Raw genomic sequence first — 18,982 nt, forward strand, 5'->3', positions numbered from 1 at the left:
TGCCCCTCAAGCGAGATGCGCATTCTACAGAGCTGAGCGAAGGTGTCAACGGCCATCTTGAAAAAAACTCAAAACGGCCAGGAATCGATCACGCCGTAATCAATACCTGGGCAATCTTCTTCTTGCCAGCCTGAATAACGCAGCTATCGCCCTCGACGAACACTCGACCGCCTTCGAATTGCTGACCATCAACAAATACGGCACCACGACCGAGAACGTCCCGAGCGGCCGCGCCATTCTTTACCAGCCCTGCCATCCGTAACACAGAAGCCATCGCCATCTCCGATTGTCCCTCCAGGGAAACTACTACGGAAGGTACATTTTCAGGGATATCCCCGAGTCCAACACGATTACCAGCCGACTTGTGGGCCGTTTTAGCAGCCTCTTCACTATGAAACCGAGCAATCAACTCTTCCGCCAGCAGCTTTTTAAAATCTTGGGGATTGCTTCCGCCTTCTACAGACTTACGGAATTCATCCACCTCAGCTAGCGGGCGAAAGCTCAGCAACTCAAAATAACGCCACAACAACTCATCAGGCACAGAGAGCAGCTTGGTGTACATTTCCCCGGGGGCGTCATTAACACCCACATAGTTACCCAAGGACTTTGACATCTTCTGAACGCCATCCAATCCTTCAAGAATCGGCACCGTCAGGATAGCCTGCGGTGCTTGGCCGTATTGCTTCTGCAATATACGCCCCATCAACAGATTGAACTTTTGGTCTGTGCCACCCAGCTCAACATCCGCCTCCAGCGCAACTGAGTCATAACCCTGTATTAACGGATAGAGAAACTCGTGAATGGCGATCGACTGCTCTGCACGATATCGCTTGGTAAAATCATCTCGCTCCAGCATTCGCGCAACGGTGTATTGCCCAGCCAAACGAATCATGTCCGCCGCACCCATTTTGCTCATCCACTCGGAGTTGAAGGCAACCCGGGTTTTCTCGGGATCCAAAATCTTGAACACCTGCTCTTTATAGGTAATCGCATTTTGCGCCACCTGCTCATCCGTCAGCGGCGGACGGGTAGCACTTTTACCGGAAGGATCACCAATCTTTCCGGTAAAATCACCGATCAAAAAAATGACCTCATGACCAAGATCCTGAAACTGGCGCAATTTATTGATGAGTACTGTATGCCCGAGATGCAGATCAGGGGCCGTCGGATCAAAACCCGCCTTAATACGCAAAGGGCGACCTTCCTTCAACTTCGCAATCAAATCGTCTTCGGGTATCAGCTCGTCTATGCCTCGCTTGATAATGGCAAGCGCTTCATCAATAGATGCCATGAATTCTTTATCCCCAATCAGTTTCACGAATTATCAGTTACAGACTTCAACAAAAGAAATCTGAGAGTTACCCGGCACCCTGCTACAGTATAAATGCTCAGTTTTTAAACAAAACATGCAGTCTGGGCGCGCGTATTATATCAATGACGCGACAATAAATCCGGCCGGTAGCGCAACAACCGTAATGTTCTGCGCTGTTCCACATACTTTTTATACGGTAATCTGTCGGTCTATGCGTGAACAACAGCTTTAATTAGGCAGCACAGGCTGCCGGAATACCGATTAAAACGGATGCGATACGTGCTTAAAATGTTTCCAAAAACCCACATTACCATTGCTGCCGCTACCACAGTTGTAGTGACCGCCGCTATTTTGATGAGCCCCAGCGCAGATGTTGAGGCCAAGCGAATGTCCTACACCCTGGATCTCGAACAGGGCAAGGCGTCGGAGATCATCTCGAAAAAGCCGCAGCAAAAACCTGAAGTCTCTCCTGAGAAGGTCGTTGCCGAGATTCAACCTGAGGCAGCACCGCAAATGCCTGAGCAGGCAAGTCCAGCGCTTACGCCTCGCTTAGCCTGGCAAACATTTGACATCAAATCAGGCGACACCCTGTCTTCACTCTTTAAGAAGGCAGGATTCAATGACGGTATCATGCTCTCTGTTATTCACGGCGAAGGAGAGGCCGATAAACTGCAACGCCTCTATGCTGGAGAGACTATCCGCTTTGCAACCGACGGAGAAGGCGAGATTGCCGCGGTTGAACTCCAACGCAACCGGCTGGAAACCCTGAAGATTGAGAAGCAGGAAGGATCTTTTAAAGGCCAAACGGAAATGCGGAAGCCTGAGCCCAAGCCAACCTTTGCTTCCGGCACTATTGATGGTTCGCTTTACCTCGCAGCTCGGGAAGCTGGACTCAACGATCGACTGACAATGGAATTGGCCGGAATTTTCGGCTGGGACATCGATTTCGTTTACGATGTTCGCAAAGGTGATCGATTTGAAGTGGTCTACGAGGAACTGCATCTTGACGGAGAAAAATTCAACACCGGCCGCATCCTGTCAGCCCGCTTTATAAACCGGGGAGAAGAAAACATTGCTCTGCTGTATACCGACAGCAACGGCGACAGTGATTACTACGCGCCAGATGGCAAGAGCATGCGCAAAGCTTTTCTGCGCACCCCCATCAGCGCACGCATTTCTTCGCCATTCAACCTCCAGCGTCGCCACCCGGTTTTGGACGTTGTCCGCCCACACGAAGGTACGGACTACGCTGCACCTCCAGGCTCACCAATCAAGGCCGCGGGTAATGGCAGAGTTCAGTCTTCCGGATGGAAAGGCGGCTATGGTCGTACCGTTGTTTTAAAGCACGGCGACAACATCACAACCCTGTACGCGCACATGAGCCGAATCGGCAAAGGCATGAAAACCGGAGCACGAGTAAAGCAAGGCGAAACCATCGGTTACGTGGGCTCATCGGGCATGGTAACCGGTCCACACTTGCACTACGAATTTCGGGTTAATGGCTCGCCGCGTAACTCTCGGACAGTAAAACTGCCAGACGCTCAGCCTATCCCTGCCTCTGAAATGGCTCGCTTCAAAAAATTTACCGCTCAGCAGGTTGCCCAGTTTGACGCGTTCAGGTCTAACTACCAGCACCTCGCTCTAGCCCCGGAAGACTGAGGCCCAGTGGACACTTGGATCGGACTAATGTCCGGCACCAGCATGGACGGCATAGACGCCGTGCTGGTGTCCTTTCAGGACAAAACTGTCCGCATCCACGAGACACACTCCATACCCTACCCCGAGAACTTACGCCAACGATTGGTGCTTGCAAGCCAGAACCAAGCAACGCCCGATGAAGTCGGGGAGCTTGATACCCTAACGGGAACACTATTTGCTGACGCAGCGGAAAGCCTAATCCGCAATTCTGGCATAGAAAGATCCTCCATTCGTGCAATTGGAAGCCACGGACAGACTCTGCGCCACCAACCTTCAGGCCTCGGCCGCTTCTCTCTTCAGGTGGGCAACCCCTCAATCATTGCGGAAAAGACCGGAATCACAACGGTGGGGGACTTTCGCAGCCGGGACATGGCTGCAGGTGGACAGGGCGCGCCACTGGTACCAGCATTTCATCAGCACATCTTTGGCTCGGAAACCCAAGATAGGTGCATTCTGAACCTAGGCGGCATCGCCAATATCACCTGGATTCCTTCCGACCAAGACAGCTCGGTAACAGGGTTCGACACTGGCCCCGCTAACGCATTGATGGATGCTTGGTGCCATGAACAAACCGGGCGCGCTTACGATGAAGATGGCCTTTGGGCCGAGGAAGGGATGGTCGACCAAGCACTGCTTAGCGATATGCTCTCAGATGCCTATTTCGAACGCCTGCCACCCAAAAGTACCGGGAAAGAGAAGTTTAATCTCGAGTGGGTAAAAACGTTGGTGCTGCGACACGAAGCAACCCGGCCAGAAGACGTTCAGCGCACTCTGTTGCAACTGTCAGTGATCACCGCAGTTAGGCAGATGCCGCAGTCGCCTACGATGGTTGTTTACGCTTGCGGAGGGGGGACGCGTAACCGGCTGTTAATGAAGGAGCTCGCCCTGGCGCTCAGTCCGATTCGTGTACTCAACACCGACGAGCTAGGCCTTGACGCTCAATGGGTAGAGCCAACGGCCTTTGCCTGGCTGGCCCAGCAAACGATGGAGCGCAAGCCGGGAAATCTAGCAGAAGTGACCGGAGCTTTAGGCCCCCGGATACTTGGCGCCATCTACCCCGCCTGAACCCAAGATATACTTCCCGGACGCAGGCTATTAGCAATAACTTAAATAGTAAACGAACTACCACAACCGCAAGTAGAGCTGGCATTGGGGTTTTGCACGACAAACTGGGAACCCTGCAGACCTTCCTGATAATCGACGGTGGCTCCCACAAGGTACTGGTAGCTCATCGGATCGATCAACAGAGTCGCGCCGTTCCGTGCAACAACCGTATCTTCCTCATCCTGACTTTCATCAAATGAGAACCCGTATTGAAACCCGGAACAACCACCGCCCGTAACGAACACGCGAAGCCTGAGATCAGAGTTGCCCTCCTCCTCAACCAGTTCACGTACTTTATTGACTGCGCTGTCGCTGAAAAACAGCGGTGCTGCCATTTGCTGCTGAACTACACTCAAGCTCGCCTCCGGATTACGTGATAGAACCTCAGGCAGTATGGTATTCCTGAGTAAAACAATCAACTATTCGGTTTTTCCACCATCATCTTTAGATAGCCCATCAAGATCTGCACCTGACAGAGCACTATCAACCGGCGCCTTATCCTGTGTTAGCAATCCGGAAGACTCACGCTGATGAACAAGGTTGCCATTAACAGACGACCCTACGGCCATCTGGATAAGGTTATAGTATACGCTGCCATTAATGGCGGCCTTTTCAGCCAACTCAAGGTGGGCTGTCGCATACACGTCACCGTTAACCGTACCGTTAATGATTACATGCGGCGCCGCTATGTCGCCGGTAATCTCTCCAACCTCCGAGATCCGCAACACGGCATCGCTACCCTCTTCAGCCAACACTTTTCCACGAATATGGCCATCTACATGCAAGCCACCAGAGAAGTGCACATCGCCTTCTATGGTCGTGCGTGATGAGATCAGCGTGTCAAAGTTGCCTGTGGGCCGGCGGGGCTTTTGCTTTTTCTTGCCAAGCATGTTCAATTCTCCGTTAAATCATCCCAGTTGAATGTGCGTTCAGCTTGCGCAGATTTGCGCCCTCCCGCTTGAGCAACCACCTGCACCTCAAGAGGCTCGAAACCATCAGGCAGCGCCAGCTTACCTTCCACATCCTGAAAGTACCGAAAGCGGAATTTTACGCCAAGATCTTCAATGTCCTGAGACAGATCGCGCAGTGCGATGACTTCTTTCTCATTATCACGCATGCCGATTATGTTGACTGCCACGACACCCGAAATATAACTCTTGTTGTTGCCAACCTGTGTTAGCACCAATTTGAAATCATAAGCGTTGGCTTGGCGATCGCTGACCAGCGAAAAGCGATCAACCTGTAGCCCTTTGCTGGTTTTGGATGGCGCCATGATATTTTTATAGAAGGTGAGATCAGACTTCAGACCACCAGCACGGGTTTCCAGATCGACAATGATTGTCCGGGCCTCGTTCAGCGCTTGCTCATCAATTAGCTTGCCTCGTTCGAGGTTAACCAGCTGCTGTCGAGCCTCGCGATAACGAGTTTTCAGCGTCGCGACTTGATCCTCCAGCCGTTCGTTAGATGCCTCGGCACTGGTGAAGCGAAAGCCACCCTGAGCCATCCCGGCTGCATAACCGGCGGCCGCAGCAATCACTGTGAACGCCAGCAGAATCATATACTGCCGTAGCCGGTATCCCGGCCGATGACGGATAACAACATATTCCTCGGCCGGCTTGCGTTGTTCGCTCACGGGTAATCCTTAGGGCAGCAATGCAGGCGCTTCAAGACCTAGGGTTTCTTTGAGGCCAAACATGATATTCATGTTCTGGACAGCCTGGCCTGCGGCACCTTTTACGAGGTTGTCGATGACCGATGAGATAATAACTACGTTACTCTGCTCCTGGCGATGCAACGCCATGCGGCACAAGTTGGCACCCCGCACACTGCGGGTTTCTGGGTGACTACCAAAAGGCATTACATCCACAAACGGCTCATTGCGGTAACGATCTTCAAACAGCTGCTGCAGGCGATCGAAATCGGCCGCATCTTTCAGCTCCGCGTACAGCGTTGCCTCAATGCCACGGATCATTGGGATAAGATGCGGCACAAAGGTAACACCGGTTTCAGTGCCAGCTGCCCCAGACAATCCTTGGCGAATCTCCGGAAGATGGCGATGGCCCGAGGCACCATAGGCCTTGAAGCTTTCTCCAACCTCTCCGTGCAACATGCCGATTTTGCCCTGCCGGCCACCGCCGCTGGACCCGGACTTGGCATCGGCTATCAGCCGCGATGGGTCAACCAAGCCCTGCTCTAACAAAGGTAGAAAACCGAGTTGCACAGCCGTGGGATAGCACCCCGGATTGGCAACCAGTTGCGCCTTGGAGATCTCATCGCGAACGACTTCGGGTAATCCGTAAACCGCCTTTTCAACCCACTCCGGCGATTCATGGGGCATGCCGTACCACTGCGACCAAACCTGTAGATCCTTAAGGCGGAAGTCTGCCGAGAGATCAACAACCCGCACACCAGACGCCATTAGCTCTGGAATCATGCCCATAGCAACGCCGTGGGGTGTTGCAAAAAACACCAGATCGCACGCGGCCAGAACACTGGGGTCTGGCGCGGAGTATGCTAAATCAAAATGTCCGCGGAGGTTCGGGTACATATCGGCCACCGGCATACCGGCTTCCGACCTTGACGTAATACAGCTAACCGTAACTTCCGGATGAACAGCGAGAATTCTGAGCAGTTCGACGCCGGTATAACCGGTGCCACCTACGATACCTACTTTAATCAACTTGCTCTCCAGCGATGTCGTATCAGGATTTAGAAGTTTAGTTTGGTAGTCTACCATGATAAACCAACGACTTATTGCAGCTTACGGAGCGACGGTTACAATGTTGTGAGAAACCCTTTGGCAGGCCACCCTCTTGTCCCGGAACACCGGCACTCATGAATAAAATCTGGCATCAGATGAGCGAAAAACTGACCTCTGTGTTCACACGCAGACTGTCCGGCGTGGATTCACTTCCGCAGCTAGCCATTCTCGGCCTGCTATCCGGGCTGGTTACCGGAGGGGTGATCCTGGTTTTCCGTCTGGCCATCGAATGGCCGCTAAAGCATTTCCTGCCAGGCGAGGGTTCGGAAGCTTTTGAAAGCTTAGACATTCTTACCCGGGGATTACTGCCTCTTGCCGGTGCGCTTGGCCTTGGCCTGTTTTTGCACCACCTTGCCACCCATGACCGAAAAGTTGGGGTGGTCCATGTGATGGAGCGCCTAAACTACCACCAAGGCTACATTACGGCAAAAAGCGCTCTCATTCAGTTCGTTGTGGGCGTGACAACCGTTGTTACCGGCCAGTCTGCGGGGCGTGAAGGGCCCGCTGTTCACCTAGGCGCGGCCTTTTCAAGCCTGATGGGGCAATGGATGCGGCTACCCAATAACAGCATACGCACTTTGGTCGCTTGCGGTTGCGCCGCTGCCATTTCTGCATCATTCAACACGCCTATTTCCGGGGTCATTTTCGCCATGGAAGTGGTGATGATGGAATACACGATCGCTGGGTTTACGCCCATTGTTCTGGCCGCCGTTAGTGCTGCGGTAGTCACTCAGCTTGTTTATGGTTCAGAGCCGGCATTCAACGTTCCCGCACTAACCATGAACTCGTTTCTGGAGATACCCTGGATTCTGGTTATCGCCGTTATTATTGGCATTTCAGCTGCACTTTTTATACACCTGGTCGACGCTATGGGGCGCTTCAACCAGCGCCCTATTTTGCTGCGCGTTATTATAGCTGGCGCGCTGATGGCGCCGGTTGCTGTGCTCGTGCCCCAAACCATGGGTATAGGTTACGACACAGTCAATGAAACCATGAATGGAGGGCTCGGCTTTTGGCTGCTATTGAGCGTAGGGGTCGCGAAACTCGTTATTACAGCCCTAACAGTTGGCCTGGGCATGCCCAGCAGCATTATCGGCCCAACACTTATCATAGGCGCAACGCTTGGCGGAGCCCTGGGGTTGGTTGGTGGGGAGATTTTACCTGGCCATGCTTCTTCTGTCGGCTTCTACGCCATGCTCGGAATGGGGGCAATGATGGGTGCGGTGCTGCAAGCGCCTTTGGCTGCACTGATGGCACTGCTAGAACTAACCCGTAACCCCAACATCATCCTCCCGGGCATGTTGGTCATTACCACCGCCACGCTGATCACAAGTGAAGCATTCGGAAAAAAATCGTTATTCTTAACCGTACTGAAGAGTCAGGGCCTGAGTTATCAGAGCTCGCCGGTTATCCAGGCCCTGCGCCGGGTCTCTGTCGCAGCAATCATGGATAAAGGCATTCTGCGGATCAGCCGGCAATTGACGATTGAAGAGGCTCGAAAAGCCCTTAAATCGGAACCTAAATGGTTGGTAGTTGAGGGAAAAAATGGCCCCACAGCTCTGCTGCCCGCGGTTGATCTGGCCCGCTACTTGGAAGACGCTGAGGAAATGGCAACAGGAGAGGCAGGAGAACCACCGAAATCTATCGACCTGATGGATATCCCGGCTAACCGTCGTGACATTGCACCGGTACAATACCAGGCCACGCTCGAAGAGGCTCTGCACGAGTTTGAAACGACCAGCGCTGAAGCTTTGTACGTACAGCGCCATGTGGCCCCCATGATTCAGCGGGTGTATGGCGTGGTGCTTAAATCTGACATCGAAAGCTACTACCAATATCGACGGAGTTAACGAATGCTTTGGGTTAAAGCCTTTCACATAATTTCTCTGGTGTGCTGGTTCGCCGGCATCTTTTACCTGCCCAGGCTGTTTGTTTACCATGCTGCCTGCAAGGATGAGCCAGGGCGTGAACGCTTCAAAGTAATGGAGCGAAAACTCTATCGAGGCATTACCACACCTTCGATGCTTGCCACTGTAATATTTGGCATTTGGCTGCTCAGCTACAATGTATCAGGCTACTTCAGCCAGGGCTGGCTGCACGCGAAGCTTGTGCTCGTAGCGTTGCTGATCGTATATCACTTTTTTTGTGGACATCTGGTCAAAGTATTTCGCGACGATTTAAACACCCGTGGCCACGTATTTTATCGTTGGTTCAATGAGTTGCCAGTATTCATCTTACTGGCCGTTGTTATTCTCGCCGTTGTTAAACCTTTCTAGGGAGTTCTAGCCATTACACACTACACCCGCCCTCAGGTACTTATTCTTTCTGGCCTGGATCCTTCCGGCGGCGCCGGCATCCAAGCAGATATTCAAGCCATTACGTCACTGGGGTGCCACCCCTTGCCTGTACTCTCGTGCCTGACTGTTCAGGACACCCGAAATGTATACGGTGCCGAAGCTGTGGATCCGGACCTGATACGCCAACAGCTGAAGTGCGTGGCTGAAGACGCCCCCATACACGCAATTAAAACCGGCGCTCTGGGCAGCGCGGCGGTGGTGGATGTACTGGTCGAGTTCCTAGGCAAGCACCCAGACATTCCCGTTATAACCGACCCCGTGGTTAAAGCTGCAGGCGGCGGCGATCTGGCAGATGAAGAGCTACTTGCCGCCATGAAGAACCGGCTGTTTCCGCTTGCAGAGATGATAACCCCCAACGGCATAGAACTGGCCTTACTGGGAGAGAGCGACAACCCAGACGAGGCAGCGCGTAAACTGCTCGAGAAAGGCTGTGGGTCTGTGCTTGCAACCGGGGGCCATGGCACCGGCATTCACATCACCAATACGCTTTACAACCATTCCCCTACGCCCATGTCGTGGGATGTTGAGCGCATTGGCGGCGAGTACCATGGCACTGGCTGTACGCTTGCCGCAGCAATTGCGGCCGGTCGGGCTCAGGGGCTTTCACCTCGCGCTGCTATTTCCCAGGCCCAAAACTACGTGCACCGCACCATTTTGCACGCACTAGAAGTGGGCACAGGCCAACCGGTTCCAGACCGGGGCATTTTGTGGGAACGATGATTACACGGGTTCCAACCGGGCTTTATGCCATTACTGACAGCCGGCTTACGCCAGCGGCAACACTGATTGCATCCGTGGAGGCGGCGATTCGCGGCGGCACAGTGATGATACAATACCGCGAGAAATCCGCGCCTATGGCCGAACGCTTGGCACAGGCCAGAAATCTGCAATCCGTATGCGCTGCTGCCAACATTCCATTACTCATCAACGACGACGTGGAGCTTGCCAAACGGGTTGGCGCAGCAGGCGTGCATCTCGGCCAAACAGATGATTCTGCGTCAGAGGCGCGCCGCCTGCTAGGCGATAATGCGATTATCGGCATTACTTGCCATGCAGATTTGGCGCTAGCAAAAGCAGCCAAGGAGGGCGGTGCAGACTATTTGGCTTTCGGTCGTTTTTTTACATCTTCAACCAAGCCGGAAGCTTCAGCAGCCGCCATCGATATATTGGCCACAGCAAAAAAATTCAACCGGCCAGTTACCGCCATTGGCGGCATTACCACAGACAACGGTGAACGACTTATTCGCGCAGGTGCTGACTTACTGGCGGTTGCCGGTGGGCTTTTCGAGGACAGCTTTGGTGCAACAGAACAGAATGCAAAAGCATTTCAGAGGCTGTTTGCCAGCCACCACCCACTTTTTAAATCCCCCCAATAACAGGAGCTCTTACAAATGACGCACTCCGAAACCCTGTTCGAACAGGCTCAGAAGTACATTCCCGGTGGTGTTAACTCCCCAGTTCGCGCATTCCGTGGCGTGGGCGGCACCCCAATCTTTTTCAAACACGCCGAAGGCGCGTACTTGTACGACGAGGATGGTCAGCGTTATATCGACTATATTGGCTCTTGGGGCCCGATGATTCTTGGCCACTCAGAGCAGCGTATCAAAGATGCCCTGCACGCTCAGGTGGATCTTGGCATTGGTTATGGCGCACCTACCTCGATCGAAACCGATATGGCGCGCAAAGTGTGCGAATTGGTGCCTTCGATTGATCTCGTGCGTATGGTGAACTCCGGCACAGAAGCCACTATGAGCGCTATTCGCCTGGCCCGGGGCTATACCGGGCGCGACAAGATTGTAAAATTTGAAGGCTGTTATCACGGGCACGTGGACTCATTGCTGGTAAAAGCCGGTTCTGGCGCGCTGACCCTAGGCGTACCCAACTCGCCTGGCATACCCGCCAGCCTGGCCGAGCTCACGCTGACTCTGGATTTCAACGATATCGACGGCGTGCGTGAAACGTTCAAAGAGATGGGCGACCAAATTGCAGCCATTATCGTAGAGCCGGTTGCAGGCAATATGAACTGCATCCCTCCGGTTCCAGGCTTTCTGGAAGGCCTTCGAGAAGTGTGCGACGAACATGGAACCGTACTGATTTTTGACGAGGTCATGAGCGGGTTCCGGGTATCACTCGGCGGCGCTCAAGGGCTGTACGGCGTAACGCCAGATCTGACGGCGCTTGGCAAAGTAATAGGCGGCGGGCTGCCCGTTGGCGCTTTCGGTGGCAAGCGGGAAATCATGGAACACATTTCTCCACTGGGTCCGGTTTACCAAGCCGGCACACTCAGTGGCAATCCACTGGCCATGTGCGCCGGCCTTGCCACACTGAACGCTATTTCAGAACCAGGCTTTCATGATCGCCTAACCCAAAAAACCCTCGCACTACGGGAAGGCCTGAAAGCGGCCGCAGATGCGGCGGGCATTCCTTTGGCGGTTCAGGGCGCAGGTGCAATGTTTGGCTTCTTCTTCACCGAGGAACCGAGCATTACCCGCTTTGATCAGGTAATGAACTGCGATGTGGAACGTTTTAAGAAGTTTTTCCAAGGCATGCTTAAAGAGGGTGTTTACCTCGCGCCATCTGCTTTTGAGGCAGGTTTTACCAGCGCAGCATTATCGGATAAGGACATAGCCGATACCGTGGAAGCGGCGAAAAAGGTGATGGCCACCCTTTAAAAGGACAGATTAACCGTTTTTCGAACTGGCTCCCGGTAGGATCTGCAGCGCTAGCATGTCCTGCTGAGCCAGTTTCGCGAACATCGTCACACTTTAAGGGCCAACGCATCCGATTTGCCTCTTCTGCCGTTGACTTGCCCGCCCTTATGATCAAATTATGTCCACAGTTTGAATAACAAACACAACCTCAAACTGTAGGAATGACAATGAAACTTTGGATAAAAACAATAGCAATAGCTTTGACCATAGCTTGGTCAGCCCCCTCAGCCGCCTGGTGGTGGAATTCAAAACCTTCCGGCTATACAGACACCCAGTACCCCGTGGTACTGGTTCACGGCATGTTCGGTTTCGACTCCATCGTTGGGGTAGATTACTGGTACGGCATTGCTGAAGATCTTCGCAAGAATGGTGCTGACGTTTATACCACCCAAGTTCAGCCGCTCGACACCACCATCGCCCGTGGCGAGGCCTTGTTGCCGCAGGTGGAAGCCATTGCAGCTGTTCACGGGAAAGTTAACTTGATCGGCCACAGCCATGGCGGCCCTACCGCCCGCTATATTTCAGCAGTTCGTCCAGACTTGATTGCTTCGGTAACCTCGGTTGGTGCGCCTCACAAAGGCTCGCCAGTGGCTGATCTCCTCCATAACTCGCCTGCAGAAGGCCTTTCTAATTCCCTCGGCAACGCCTTGGGCAGCCTTATCACTGCACTTTCAGGAGGGGATCATGAACAAAGCATGAGTTCCGCCGTACAGTCATTAACCACAGCAGGGAGCGCTGAATTCAACAACTTTGCACCTGCTGGCCTACCAACTTCTGCATGCGGTGAAGGGGCCTATTCAGAAAACGGTATCCGTTTTTACTCATGGGGCGGCACGGGTGTGCTGACCAATATACTGGATCCCTCAGACGCTATGCTGGGCGTCACTAGGCTTGCGTTCGGCTTTGCACAAAATGATGGCCTCGTGGGCCGCTGCAGCAATCACTTCGGAAAGGTAATTCGCGATAATTACTTTATGAATCATTTGGATGAAGTTAACCAACTGCTGGGCCTTCACAGCCTGTTCGAGACAGACCCCAAAGCGGTATACAAACAGCACGTCAACCGTTTGAAGAATGCCGGGCTGTAGACGAGGCCAAGCTATACCCTGCCCGGAAAGCTCTCCGGGCAGGGGGATTTATCACTGCATTTTTTACAGTGCAGATGCTCGATCTTCTGCCTGACTGGCTCCAGCCATGTTGCCCCGGGCCCGGCGGATATCCGCCAGCAATAGCCAGCCTGCACGCTGCAGCCGAGCATCACTCCCTGCCAGAGATAATCCCTTCAGAGTAAACTGTTCTGCGGGTCCCAACTTGTTACCGGCCACATAAGCTTCTGACAGTTTGAAATAAACCTCTGCCGACCTGGGCGCGATCCGTTGCGCACGCTCTAGGCGAACAATAGCCCCTTGCGCGTCGCCGCTTTTCAAAAGGTTGTCCGCCTCACGAACCAGGCTGAGGGCTGCGGGAGAAAGCTCATCCCCGGCATCCCGGTAGCTCGGTTTGTTGCTGCGCTGCTGCCGCTGCTCTGGCTTCTGGTCTTCCGCCTGCTCACTTTTCTTCCAGACCTCAGGCTCCTTATCCTCCGAGGTCTGTGGCGGTTCGGGCGCGCGGTCGGAACCCCCTGCGGGTACATAAATAGAACCTCCCGGACCAGAGGCACAGCCCGCCAAGCTCAGAAACGCTGCCAACATACCTACCTGAATAACACCTTGCCTATTCATTGGAACAATCCTTCAAACCAACCTCGAATTTTCCGCTCAAAGGTACCGGAACAAGACACGGTTTGTGTCGGCTCGCTACCCGATATAAACGGCAGAAGGCGCGCATTATCGCAATACTCATCGGTTAATGCCTGTTTTTCGGGATCTACCCAGTGATAATTCACCCCGTCCGGCACCACAGGGGAAAACCCATGTTGCGGCACCTGTGCCATAAATCGCGACCACACCGGCAAAGCGCCAGTGGCACCGGTCAGTACCGTCGGGCCATTATCGTCCCGCCCTACCCAGGCAACTGCCAGCAAATCACCGCTGAACCCAGCAAACCAAGAATCGCGACCGTCATCGGTTGTTCCGGTTTTCCCGGCGAGCGTCAACTCCTTTGGAACCGAATAATAAGCCGAGCGCCCTGTGCCTTCCTGCATGGTTTCCTGCATTGCGTATTGCAACAAGTGCACCGCAGCTGGGTCTGCCACCTGGTCCACTTCCAGGCTATAGCGCGAAAGTGCTCCACCGCCCGAATCCGTCACCTCCCGAATAGTGCGTAAAGGCGTATTGAACCCGGAGGTGGCCAACCCCTGATAAATCTGGGCAACGGTTACCGGGCTCATGGAAACCGAACCCAGCAGCATGGAGGGGTATTCAGAAATGGGCGTGACCACACCGAAGGCTCTCAGAGTCTCGCGAACAGCCGGAACGCCAACATCTAGGCCAACCCGAACAGCTGGAAGGTTATAGGATTTGGAAAGAGCCCGGTGCAAAGGCACGTCGCCCCGTTCTTTGCCATCGTAGTTTGTTGGCGACCAGCGTCGCCCGTCATCAAATTCCAGGGTAAACGACTTGTCCTGTAATTGGGTCATCAGCGTATAACGGTCTGGCTGCTCCAACGCAGTCAGGTAGGTAAACGGCTTGATCAACGACCCAATCGGGCGATTCGCATCCAGAGCCCGGTTGAATCCAGCAAACTGCGGGTCTTTGCCGCCGACAAGCGCCAGAACTTCGCCGGTATCTTTGGCGGTAACAACAAGAGTTGCTTCCAACGCTTCGGCGGTGTCGCCGCTGGCCAGCCTTGGCAAGGTATCGGTAACCGCATACTCGGCGGCATACTGAATAGCGGGGTTTAGCGTAGTAAAGATGCGAAGCCCTTCACTGCGAAGATCCTCTTCTTTGTAATCCCGCGCCAGATGGCGCCTCACAAGATCAATATAGGCTGGATAACGGTTTTCTGAGTACGACGGTTTGGCGCTCACACCCAGGGGCAAGCCCCGAGCACGGGCAGCTTTCGACGAATCGATAAGATTTGCATCTTCCATCTCACTGATCACCAGATTTCGGCGCTGGGTAGCCCGCTTTGGGTGCCGGCGGGGATTGTAATAGCTTGGCCCTTTAACCATACCCACAAGCAGAGCAACCTGATGTACATCCAAATCTTGCAGCGACTCACCAAAATAGAACTGACTAGCCAGCCCGAATCCGTTGATACTCCGGGTGCCTGCTTGCCCCAGGTAAACTTCGTTCAAATAGGTTTCCAGTATGTCGTTTTTATCATAATGTAGCTCGAGCAAGATGGACATCAAGGCCTCATTACCCTTACGCAGCAACGTTTGATCCCGAGTGAGAAAAAAGTTTTTTACCAACTGTTGCGTTAAGGTGCTACCGCCCTGAACAACCCGCCCTGCGCGTATATTGGCCAGCATGGCGCGGCCGATAGACGCAGGCGCAATTCCGAAATGGTCATAGAACTTCCTATCTTCCACCGCCATCAGTGCGGCGGGTAGCTGAACGGGAACTTCATCCAGGCGCACCAGTATCCGATCCTCTTTGTGCGCAGGGTAGATTCCACCAATTCGGGCCGGCTCGATCCGCACGATTGCAGCGTTATCACCGGAAGAGACAGAAAAGTCCTGAATTCGGTCGCCATATATATTCAAAGAAAGCTTTCGTCTGGGCTCATTACCATCAGGAAATCGAAAGCCTCGGGTGCTAATAATAAAGTGGCCGCCGTTTCGGCGATAACTGCCAGGTTTTACACCGTCGCCTTTGCGATAACCCGAAAGCGACAGCTCTCGCTCTAATGCTCCCGAACTTACACCTGCCCCGTTATACAGCTCCAAGGGCCGTGCATACACTCGCGAAGGTACTTCAAACCGCCGGCCCTCGAACCGGGAAGTAACCACTGCATCCAGGTACACCATCCAGCATGCCAGCAGTACCAGGCCGACGGCAGCTAAGCGGACAAACATTTTCCAGAACCAGGAGCGTCGCCCGTTCCGGCTGTTTTTACTTTGGGATTTTCTATTGGACTTCGAGGGGGATCTGTTTTTTTTCATCCGGGGATTATAACGAAGCCGGCACGACATAAGGCAGGCCAACTATGTGTTATTTCTGTAACCTGCCCGTTATGATGGGCCAATAAAAATCTACGAGTTCAGGGAAGCGAGGAGCACACCGTGAGTGAAACACCCCCAGGCAATCTGTTACTGGCAATGCAGAACCCCGAGCTGTACAACCACCCGGTTGACGGATTTCAGATTATCGAGACTCACATTTCTCAGGTAATTTTGACCGGCCAATACGCCTACAAAATCAAGAAGCCTATGGATTTCGGGTTTCTTGATTTCTCTACACTGGCGCGCCGTAAGCACTTTTGCGATGAAGAACTGCGCCTGAATCGGCGCCTGGCAGAACCTTTGTATCTGGAAGTTCTGCCCATAACCGGAACCCCCGAGCAACCCGTTATCGACGGCGAGGGCGAGCCGTTTGAATACTTGCTAAAAATGCACCAGTTCCGCCAGAACCAGCTATTTGACCATATGCAGGAAACCGGCGCCCTCAAACCAGAGCTTCTAGCTAGCCTCGCACAACAGGTAGCAGGCTTCCACAACAGCCTGAACCCAATACCAGACGACAAACCTCTGGGCACCCCAGAATCTGTATACGCCGGCATGCAGGAAAACTTCGACCAGATTCGACCAATGATTGATGACCCGGTTCTGCTCAGCCAACTAGATAATCTTGAAGCATGGACTCAGAGCACCTTCGATCGCCACCGGGATCTGATTGCACAGCGCAAACGCGACGGCTTTGTGCGTGAATGCCATGGCGATCTGCACCTGGCTAACATCACTGTGTACGACGGTAAGGTCACCGTGTTTGATTGCATCGAATTCAGCGAGCCCTTCCGCTGTATCGACGTGATCAATGATCTGGCATTTTTGCTAATGGATCTGGAATCCCGACGTGAGCCAGCTCTGGCAAACCTGGTTTTGAATACCTATTTGGAATACCGAGACGATTTTGAGGCCCTACCCTTACTGCCCCTTTACAAGGCATACCGGGCGCTGGTGCGGGGGAAAATTGCGCTATTCACGCTGGCCAACCCTGCACTGAGCGAAGAGGAAAAAGCGGATTTGATGCAGCGCTATCGCGATTACGCTCAGCTGGCAGAAGACTACAGCAGTATCCCGAACCGCTACCTGCTGGCCACTGTCGGCCTCTCTGCCAGTGGAAAGACGTGTGTCAGCGCCGCCATGTCGGGCGAACTGGGCCTTATTCGCGTGCGATCTGACATTGAGCGCAAGCGACTGCATGGTTTAGCTCCGCTGGAAGATAGCCAGTCGCCCGCGGGGGAAAATCTATACTCCGAAGAGGCCAATGAAAAAACCTATCAGCGTCTAGCAACACTGGCCAGCGATCTGCTTGCTGCAGGCCTACCTGTGATCGCCGATGCGGCCTGCCTAAAAGAGAGTGAGCGTGCACTATTTGCAGCCGTTGCGGAAAGCCAGGGAGTGCCCTTTGCACTGATTCACTGCGAAGCGCCTGACGAACTGCGCAAAGACTGGGTGCGCAAACGCAAAGGCGACGCCTCAGAAGCTACCGAAGCGCTGTTGGATGCTCAGAAAGACTGGTTCGAACCCCTGACAGCAGATGAAAAAGTCTATACCGCCCATCTGCGCACCGACCAGGATCAGGTAGCAGAAGCCGTGGCAGATCGCATTCGGCAGCATTTTGGTTTAAACCCAAAGTGAGCCAATGGCAATCCATTTGCGCTAAACAGGCGCTACAGGCCGGCGAGTTTTTTGAATTCTCGCTGGCCGGCGCTGAGCTCGATGTTGCGAAGAATGCCGACACACTGCCACTGACAGGCTTCGTGTTTCTGAACGGCACCACGCCCAAAGCCTACCTGAACCAGTGCCCTCACATGGGGGTTGAACTGAACTGGATGCCAGGCCGCTTCATGGATACTGACAACCTATTTCTTCAGTGCTCCACCCATGGCGCCCTGTTCAAGCCAGGAGATGGGGAGTGTATTGCTGGGCCTTGTCAGGGCGATGCACTCACGGCCCTGGACTTACGGGAAAACGACGGATTTCTGGAAGTCAGACTTCCAGAATAACCGGCACAGACTCAGTCAGCGCCAAACCGCCCGACGGATTCCCATCGCCACCACCCAGGCTTGCCCGATAGGCCATCACCTCCACACCGGCATCACAGGCTTGTCGCAACAGCTGGCCATAAAGCTTGTCAATGTGATCCGCAGGCCGCACGGTTTCAATGCCGGTGTGGTTAACCACAAAAAGCAGCACGGCCCTGTCACCGAGTGCAACCTGCGCCATCAGCTCTCGGAGGTGTTTTTGACCACGCGTAGTCACTGAGTCTGGGAAGAAACCCTGGCCAGACTCTTCAAGGGTTACATTTTTCACCTCGACCCAAGCATCAGGCTCCGATTCATGCCCAGAGAGCAGCAAGTCAATCCGGCTTTTTTCCTCACCGTACTTCACCTCAGGGCGACAATCACTGTAACCCATAAGTTCGGGGATGCGCCCGGCTTCAATGGCTCCGCGCGCCTGGGAGTTGGGCCTTGCCGTATTTACACACGCCAACATGCCCGGGGTCGTTTCTACAAGCTCCCAAGTATAGGCCAATTTACGCGCAGGGTTATTGCTCTGACTCAGCCATACCCTACCGTCAGCCGGCTGACAGCCAAGCATGGATCCGGTATTGGGGCAATGGGCCGTTACTGCGGTGCCATCTGGCAAGCGTACGTCGGCCAAAAAGCGTTTATAACGTCGAATCAGACGTCCTTCAATCAGTGGTTCTGGAAACTTCATAGGCTCTCCAAAAGTGAAGTAAGCGTCACAGGACTGGCACCCCCGTGACTAATCTGCTATTTTCCGCAAAATCCCGTTTTAGGACGACTGCTTCATCCAAGTAATAACCGCGCCGCGGCGGGGGCTGGCGCGCAGGGAAGCACAGCGTTCTTGTGAGGTATATAAAAAGAGGCCGGGTCATATGGCAACCACAGCAGACCAATCACGCGA

At 53.7% G+C, this 18,982-nt stretch carries 18 protein-coding genes; 10 read left to right on the forward strand and 8 right to left on the reverse strand.

What is annotated here, in order from left to right; translation table 11 throughout:
• Positions 1 to 88 precede the first annotated feature (88 nt).
• Positions 89 to 1,291, reverse strand: coding sequence for a tyrosine--tRNA ligase (gene tyrS, locus ACTH3S_RS13670; protein WP_441809563.1), 1,203 nt, complete (start codon positions 1,289 to 1,291; stop codon positions 89 to 91).
• A 300-nt stretch (positions 1,292 to 1,591) separates the two neighbouring features.
• On the opposite strand from tyrS, the gene ACTH3S_RS13675 reads away from it, so the two are divergent.
• Positions 1,592 to 2,971 carry a peptidoglycan DD-metalloendopeptidase family protein gene (locus tag ACTH3S_RS13675; RefSeq protein ID WP_441809564.1) on the forward strand — a complete coding sequence of 460 codons (1,380 nt, stop codon included), beginning with the start codon at positions 1,592 to 1,594 and terminating at the stop codon, positions 2,969 to 2,971.
• A gap of 6 nt (positions 2,972 to 2,977) precedes the next feature.
• Positions 2,978 to 4,075, forward strand: coding sequence for an anhydro-N-acetylmuramic acid kinase (locus ACTH3S_RS13680; RefSeq protein WP_441809565.1), 1,098 nt, complete (start codon positions 2,978 to 2,980; stop codon positions 4,073 to 4,075).
• Between the two features lie 41 nt (positions 4,076 to 4,116).
• On the opposite strand, the gene erpA is transcribed toward ACTH3S_RS13680, so the two are convergent.
• From erpA to argC, 4 genes are all read right to left on the reverse strand, one after another.
• Positions 4,117 to 4,449 carry an iron-sulfur cluster insertion protein ErpA gene (gene erpA / locus ACTH3S_RS13685; protein WP_441809577.1) on the reverse strand — a complete coding sequence of 111 codons (333 nt, stop codon included), beginning with the start codon at positions 4,447 to 4,449 and terminating at the stop codon, positions 4,117 to 4,119.
• 84 nt (positions 4,450 to 4,533) lie between these two features.
• A complete protein-coding gene (locus ACTH3S_RS13690) occupies positions 4,534 to 5,004 on the reverse strand; it encodes a bactofilin family protein (protein ID WP_441809566.1) in 471 nt (156 codons plus the stop codon).
• A 2-nt stretch (positions 5,005 to 5,006) separates the two neighbouring features.
• The gene (locus tag ACTH3S_RS13695; RefSeq protein WP_441809567.1) at positions 5,007 to 5,747 is read right to left on the reverse strand and encodes a DUF6776 family protein; all 741 of its coding nucleotides are present in this window, start codon (positions 5,745 to 5,747) and stop codon (positions 5,007 to 5,009) included.
• 9 nt (positions 5,748 to 5,756) lie between these two features.
• On the reverse strand, positions 5,757 to 6,794 hold the full coding sequence (argC, locus tag ACTH3S_RS13700; protein ID WP_441809568.1) for an N-acetyl-gamma-glutamyl-phosphate reductase: 1,038 nt from the start codon (positions 6,792 to 6,794) through the stop codon (positions 5,757 to 5,759).
• A 155-nt stretch (positions 6,795 to 6,949) separates the two neighbouring features.
• On the opposite strand from argC, the gene ACTH3S_RS13705 reads away from it, so the two are divergent.
• The 6 genes from ACTH3S_RS13705 (at position 6,950) to ACTH3S_RS13730 (ending at position 13,031) form a co-directional block, all read left to right on the forward strand.
• Complete coding sequence (locus tag ACTH3S_RS13705) at positions 6,950 to 8,725, forward strand: chloride channel protein (RefSeq protein ID WP_441809569.1); 1,776 nt, start codon at positions 6,950 to 6,952, stop codon at positions 8,723 to 8,725.
• 3 nt (positions 8,726 to 8,728) lie between these two features.
• On the forward strand, positions 8,729 to 9,151 hold the full coding sequence (gene hemJ / locus ACTH3S_RS13710) for a protoporphyrinogen oxidase HemJ (RefSeq protein ID WP_441809570.1): 423 nt from the start codon (positions 8,729 to 8,731) through the stop codon (positions 9,149 to 9,151).
• A gap of 42 nt (positions 9,152 to 9,193) precedes the next feature.
• Positions 9,194 to 9,952, forward strand: coding sequence for a bifunctional hydroxymethylpyrimidine kinase/phosphomethylpyrimidine kinase (thiD, locus tag ACTH3S_RS13715; RefSeq protein ID WP_441809578.1), 759 nt, complete (start codon positions 9,194 to 9,196; stop codon positions 9,950 to 9,952).
• A complete protein-coding gene (thiE, locus tag ACTH3S_RS13720) occupies positions 9,949 to 10,608 on the forward strand; it encodes a thiamine phosphate synthase (RefSeq protein ID WP_441809579.1) in 660 nt (219 codons plus the stop codon). Before thiD ends, thiE begins: the two co-directional genes overlap by 4 nt.
• A gap of 15 nt (positions 10,609 to 10,623) precedes the next feature.
• Positions 10,624 to 11,904 (forward strand): glutamate-1-semialdehyde 2,1-aminomutase, encoded by a 1,281-nt coding sequence (gene hemL / locus ACTH3S_RS13725; protein WP_441809571.1) that lies wholly within the window; start codon positions 10,624 to 10,626, stop codon positions 11,902 to 11,904.
• A gap of 206 nt (positions 11,905 to 12,110) precedes the next feature.
• A complete protein-coding gene (locus tag ACTH3S_RS13730) occupies positions 12,111 to 13,031 on the forward strand; it encodes a lipase family alpha/beta hydrolase (RefSeq protein WP_441809572.1) in 921 nt (306 codons plus the stop codon).
• 63 nt (positions 13,032 to 13,094) lie between these two features.
• Here ACTH3S_RS13730 and ACTH3S_RS13735 read toward each other — a convergent pair whose 3' ends face one another.
• Both ACTH3S_RS13735 and mrcB read right to left on the reverse strand, forming a co-directional pair.
• Entirely contained in the window at positions 13,095 to 13,664 is a 570-nt protein-coding gene (locus tag ACTH3S_RS13735) for a tetratricopeptide repeat protein (protein ID WP_441809573.1), read from the reverse strand.
• The gene (gene mrcB, locus ACTH3S_RS13740) at positions 13,661 to 15,991 is read right to left on the reverse strand and encodes a penicillin-binding protein 1B (protein WP_441809574.1); all 2,331 of its coding nucleotides are present in this window, start codon (positions 15,989 to 15,991) and stop codon (positions 13,661 to 13,663) included. The genes ACTH3S_RS13735 and mrcB overlap by 4 nt, the downstream gene beginning before the upstream one ends.
• Positions 15,992 to 16,147: 156 nt before the next feature.
• Here mrcB and ACTH3S_RS13745 point away from each other — a divergent pair, with 156 nt between their 5' ends.
• Together ACTH3S_RS13745 and ACTH3S_RS13750 are read left to right on the forward strand one after the other, a co-directional pair.
• Entirely contained in the window at positions 16,148 to 17,689 is a 1,542-nt protein-coding gene (locus ACTH3S_RS13745) for an AAA family ATPase (RefSeq protein WP_441809580.1), read from the forward strand.
• Positions 17,686 to 18,057 carry a Rieske (2Fe-2S) protein gene (locus tag ACTH3S_RS13750; RefSeq protein ID WP_441809575.1) on the forward strand — a complete coding sequence of 124 codons (372 nt, stop codon included), beginning with the start codon at positions 17,686 to 17,688 and terminating at the stop codon, positions 18,055 to 18,057. The genes ACTH3S_RS13745 and ACTH3S_RS13750 overlap by 4 nt, the downstream gene beginning before the upstream one ends.
• On the opposite strand, the gene sfsA is transcribed toward ACTH3S_RS13750, so the two are convergent.
• Positions 18,041 to 18,772, reverse strand: coding sequence for a DNA/RNA nuclease SfsA (gene sfsA / locus ACTH3S_RS13755; protein WP_441809576.1), 732 nt, complete (start codon positions 18,770 to 18,772; stop codon positions 18,041 to 18,043). The genes ACTH3S_RS13750 and sfsA overlap by 17 nt on opposite strands.
• Between the last annotated feature and the right edge of the window lie 210 nt (positions 18,773 to 18,982).

The organism is Marinobacter sp. (assembly GCF_052094685.1).
In the GTDB taxonomy this organism is placed as follows: domain Bacteria; phylum Pseudomonadota; class Gammaproteobacteria; order Pseudomonadales; family Oleiphilaceae; genus Marinobacter.

Excerpts from the sequence above, each read along its gene's own strand:
- hemL (WP_441809571.1), top strand. The coding sequence starts at position 10,624 with ATGACGCACTCCGAAACCCTGTTCGAACAGGCTCAGAAGTACATTCCC.
- erpA (WP_441809577.1), bottom strand. The coding sequence starts at position 4,449 with ATGGCAGCACCGCTGTTTTTCAGCGACAGCGCAGTCAATAAAGTACGT.
- ACTH3S_RS13745 (WP_441809580.1), top strand. The coding sequence starts at position 16,148 with ATGCAGAACCCCGAGCTGTACAACCACCCGGTTGACGGATTTCAGATT.
- ACTH3S_RS13730 (WP_441809572.1), top strand. The coding sequence starts at position 12,111 with ATGAAACTTTGGATAAAAACAATAGCAATAGCTTTGACCATAGCTTGG.
- ACTH3S_RS13690 (WP_441809566.1), bottom strand. The coding sequence starts at position 5,004 with ATGCTTGGCAAGAAAAAGCAAAAGCCCCGCCGGCCCACAGGCAACTTT.
- mrcB (WP_441809574.1), bottom strand. The coding sequence starts at position 15,991 with ATGAAAAAAAACAGATCCCCCTCGAAGTCCAATAGAAAATCCCAAAGT.
- tyrS (WP_441809563.1), bottom strand. The coding sequence starts at position 1,291 with ATGGCATCTATTGATGAAGCGCTTGCCATTATCAAGCGAGGCATAGAC.
- hemJ (WP_441809570.1), top strand. The coding sequence starts at position 8,729 with ATGCTTTGGGTTAAAGCCTTTCACATAATTTCTCTGGTGTGCTGGTTC.
- sfsA (WP_441809576.1), bottom strand. The coding sequence starts at position 18,772 with ATGAAGTTTCCAGAACCACTGATTGAAGGACGTCTGATTCGACGTTAT.
- ACTH3S_RS13705 (WP_441809569.1), top strand. The coding sequence starts at position 6,950 with ATGAATAAAATCTGGCATCAGATGAGCGAAAAACTGACCTCTGTGTTC.
- ACTH3S_RS13735 (WP_441809573.1), bottom strand. The coding sequence starts at position 13,664 with ATGAATAGGCAAGGTGTTATTCAGGTAGGTATGTTGGCAGCGTTTCTG.
- thiE (WP_441809579.1), top strand. The coding sequence starts at position 9,949 with ATGATTACACGGGTTCCAACCGGGCTTTATGCCATTACTGACAGCCGG.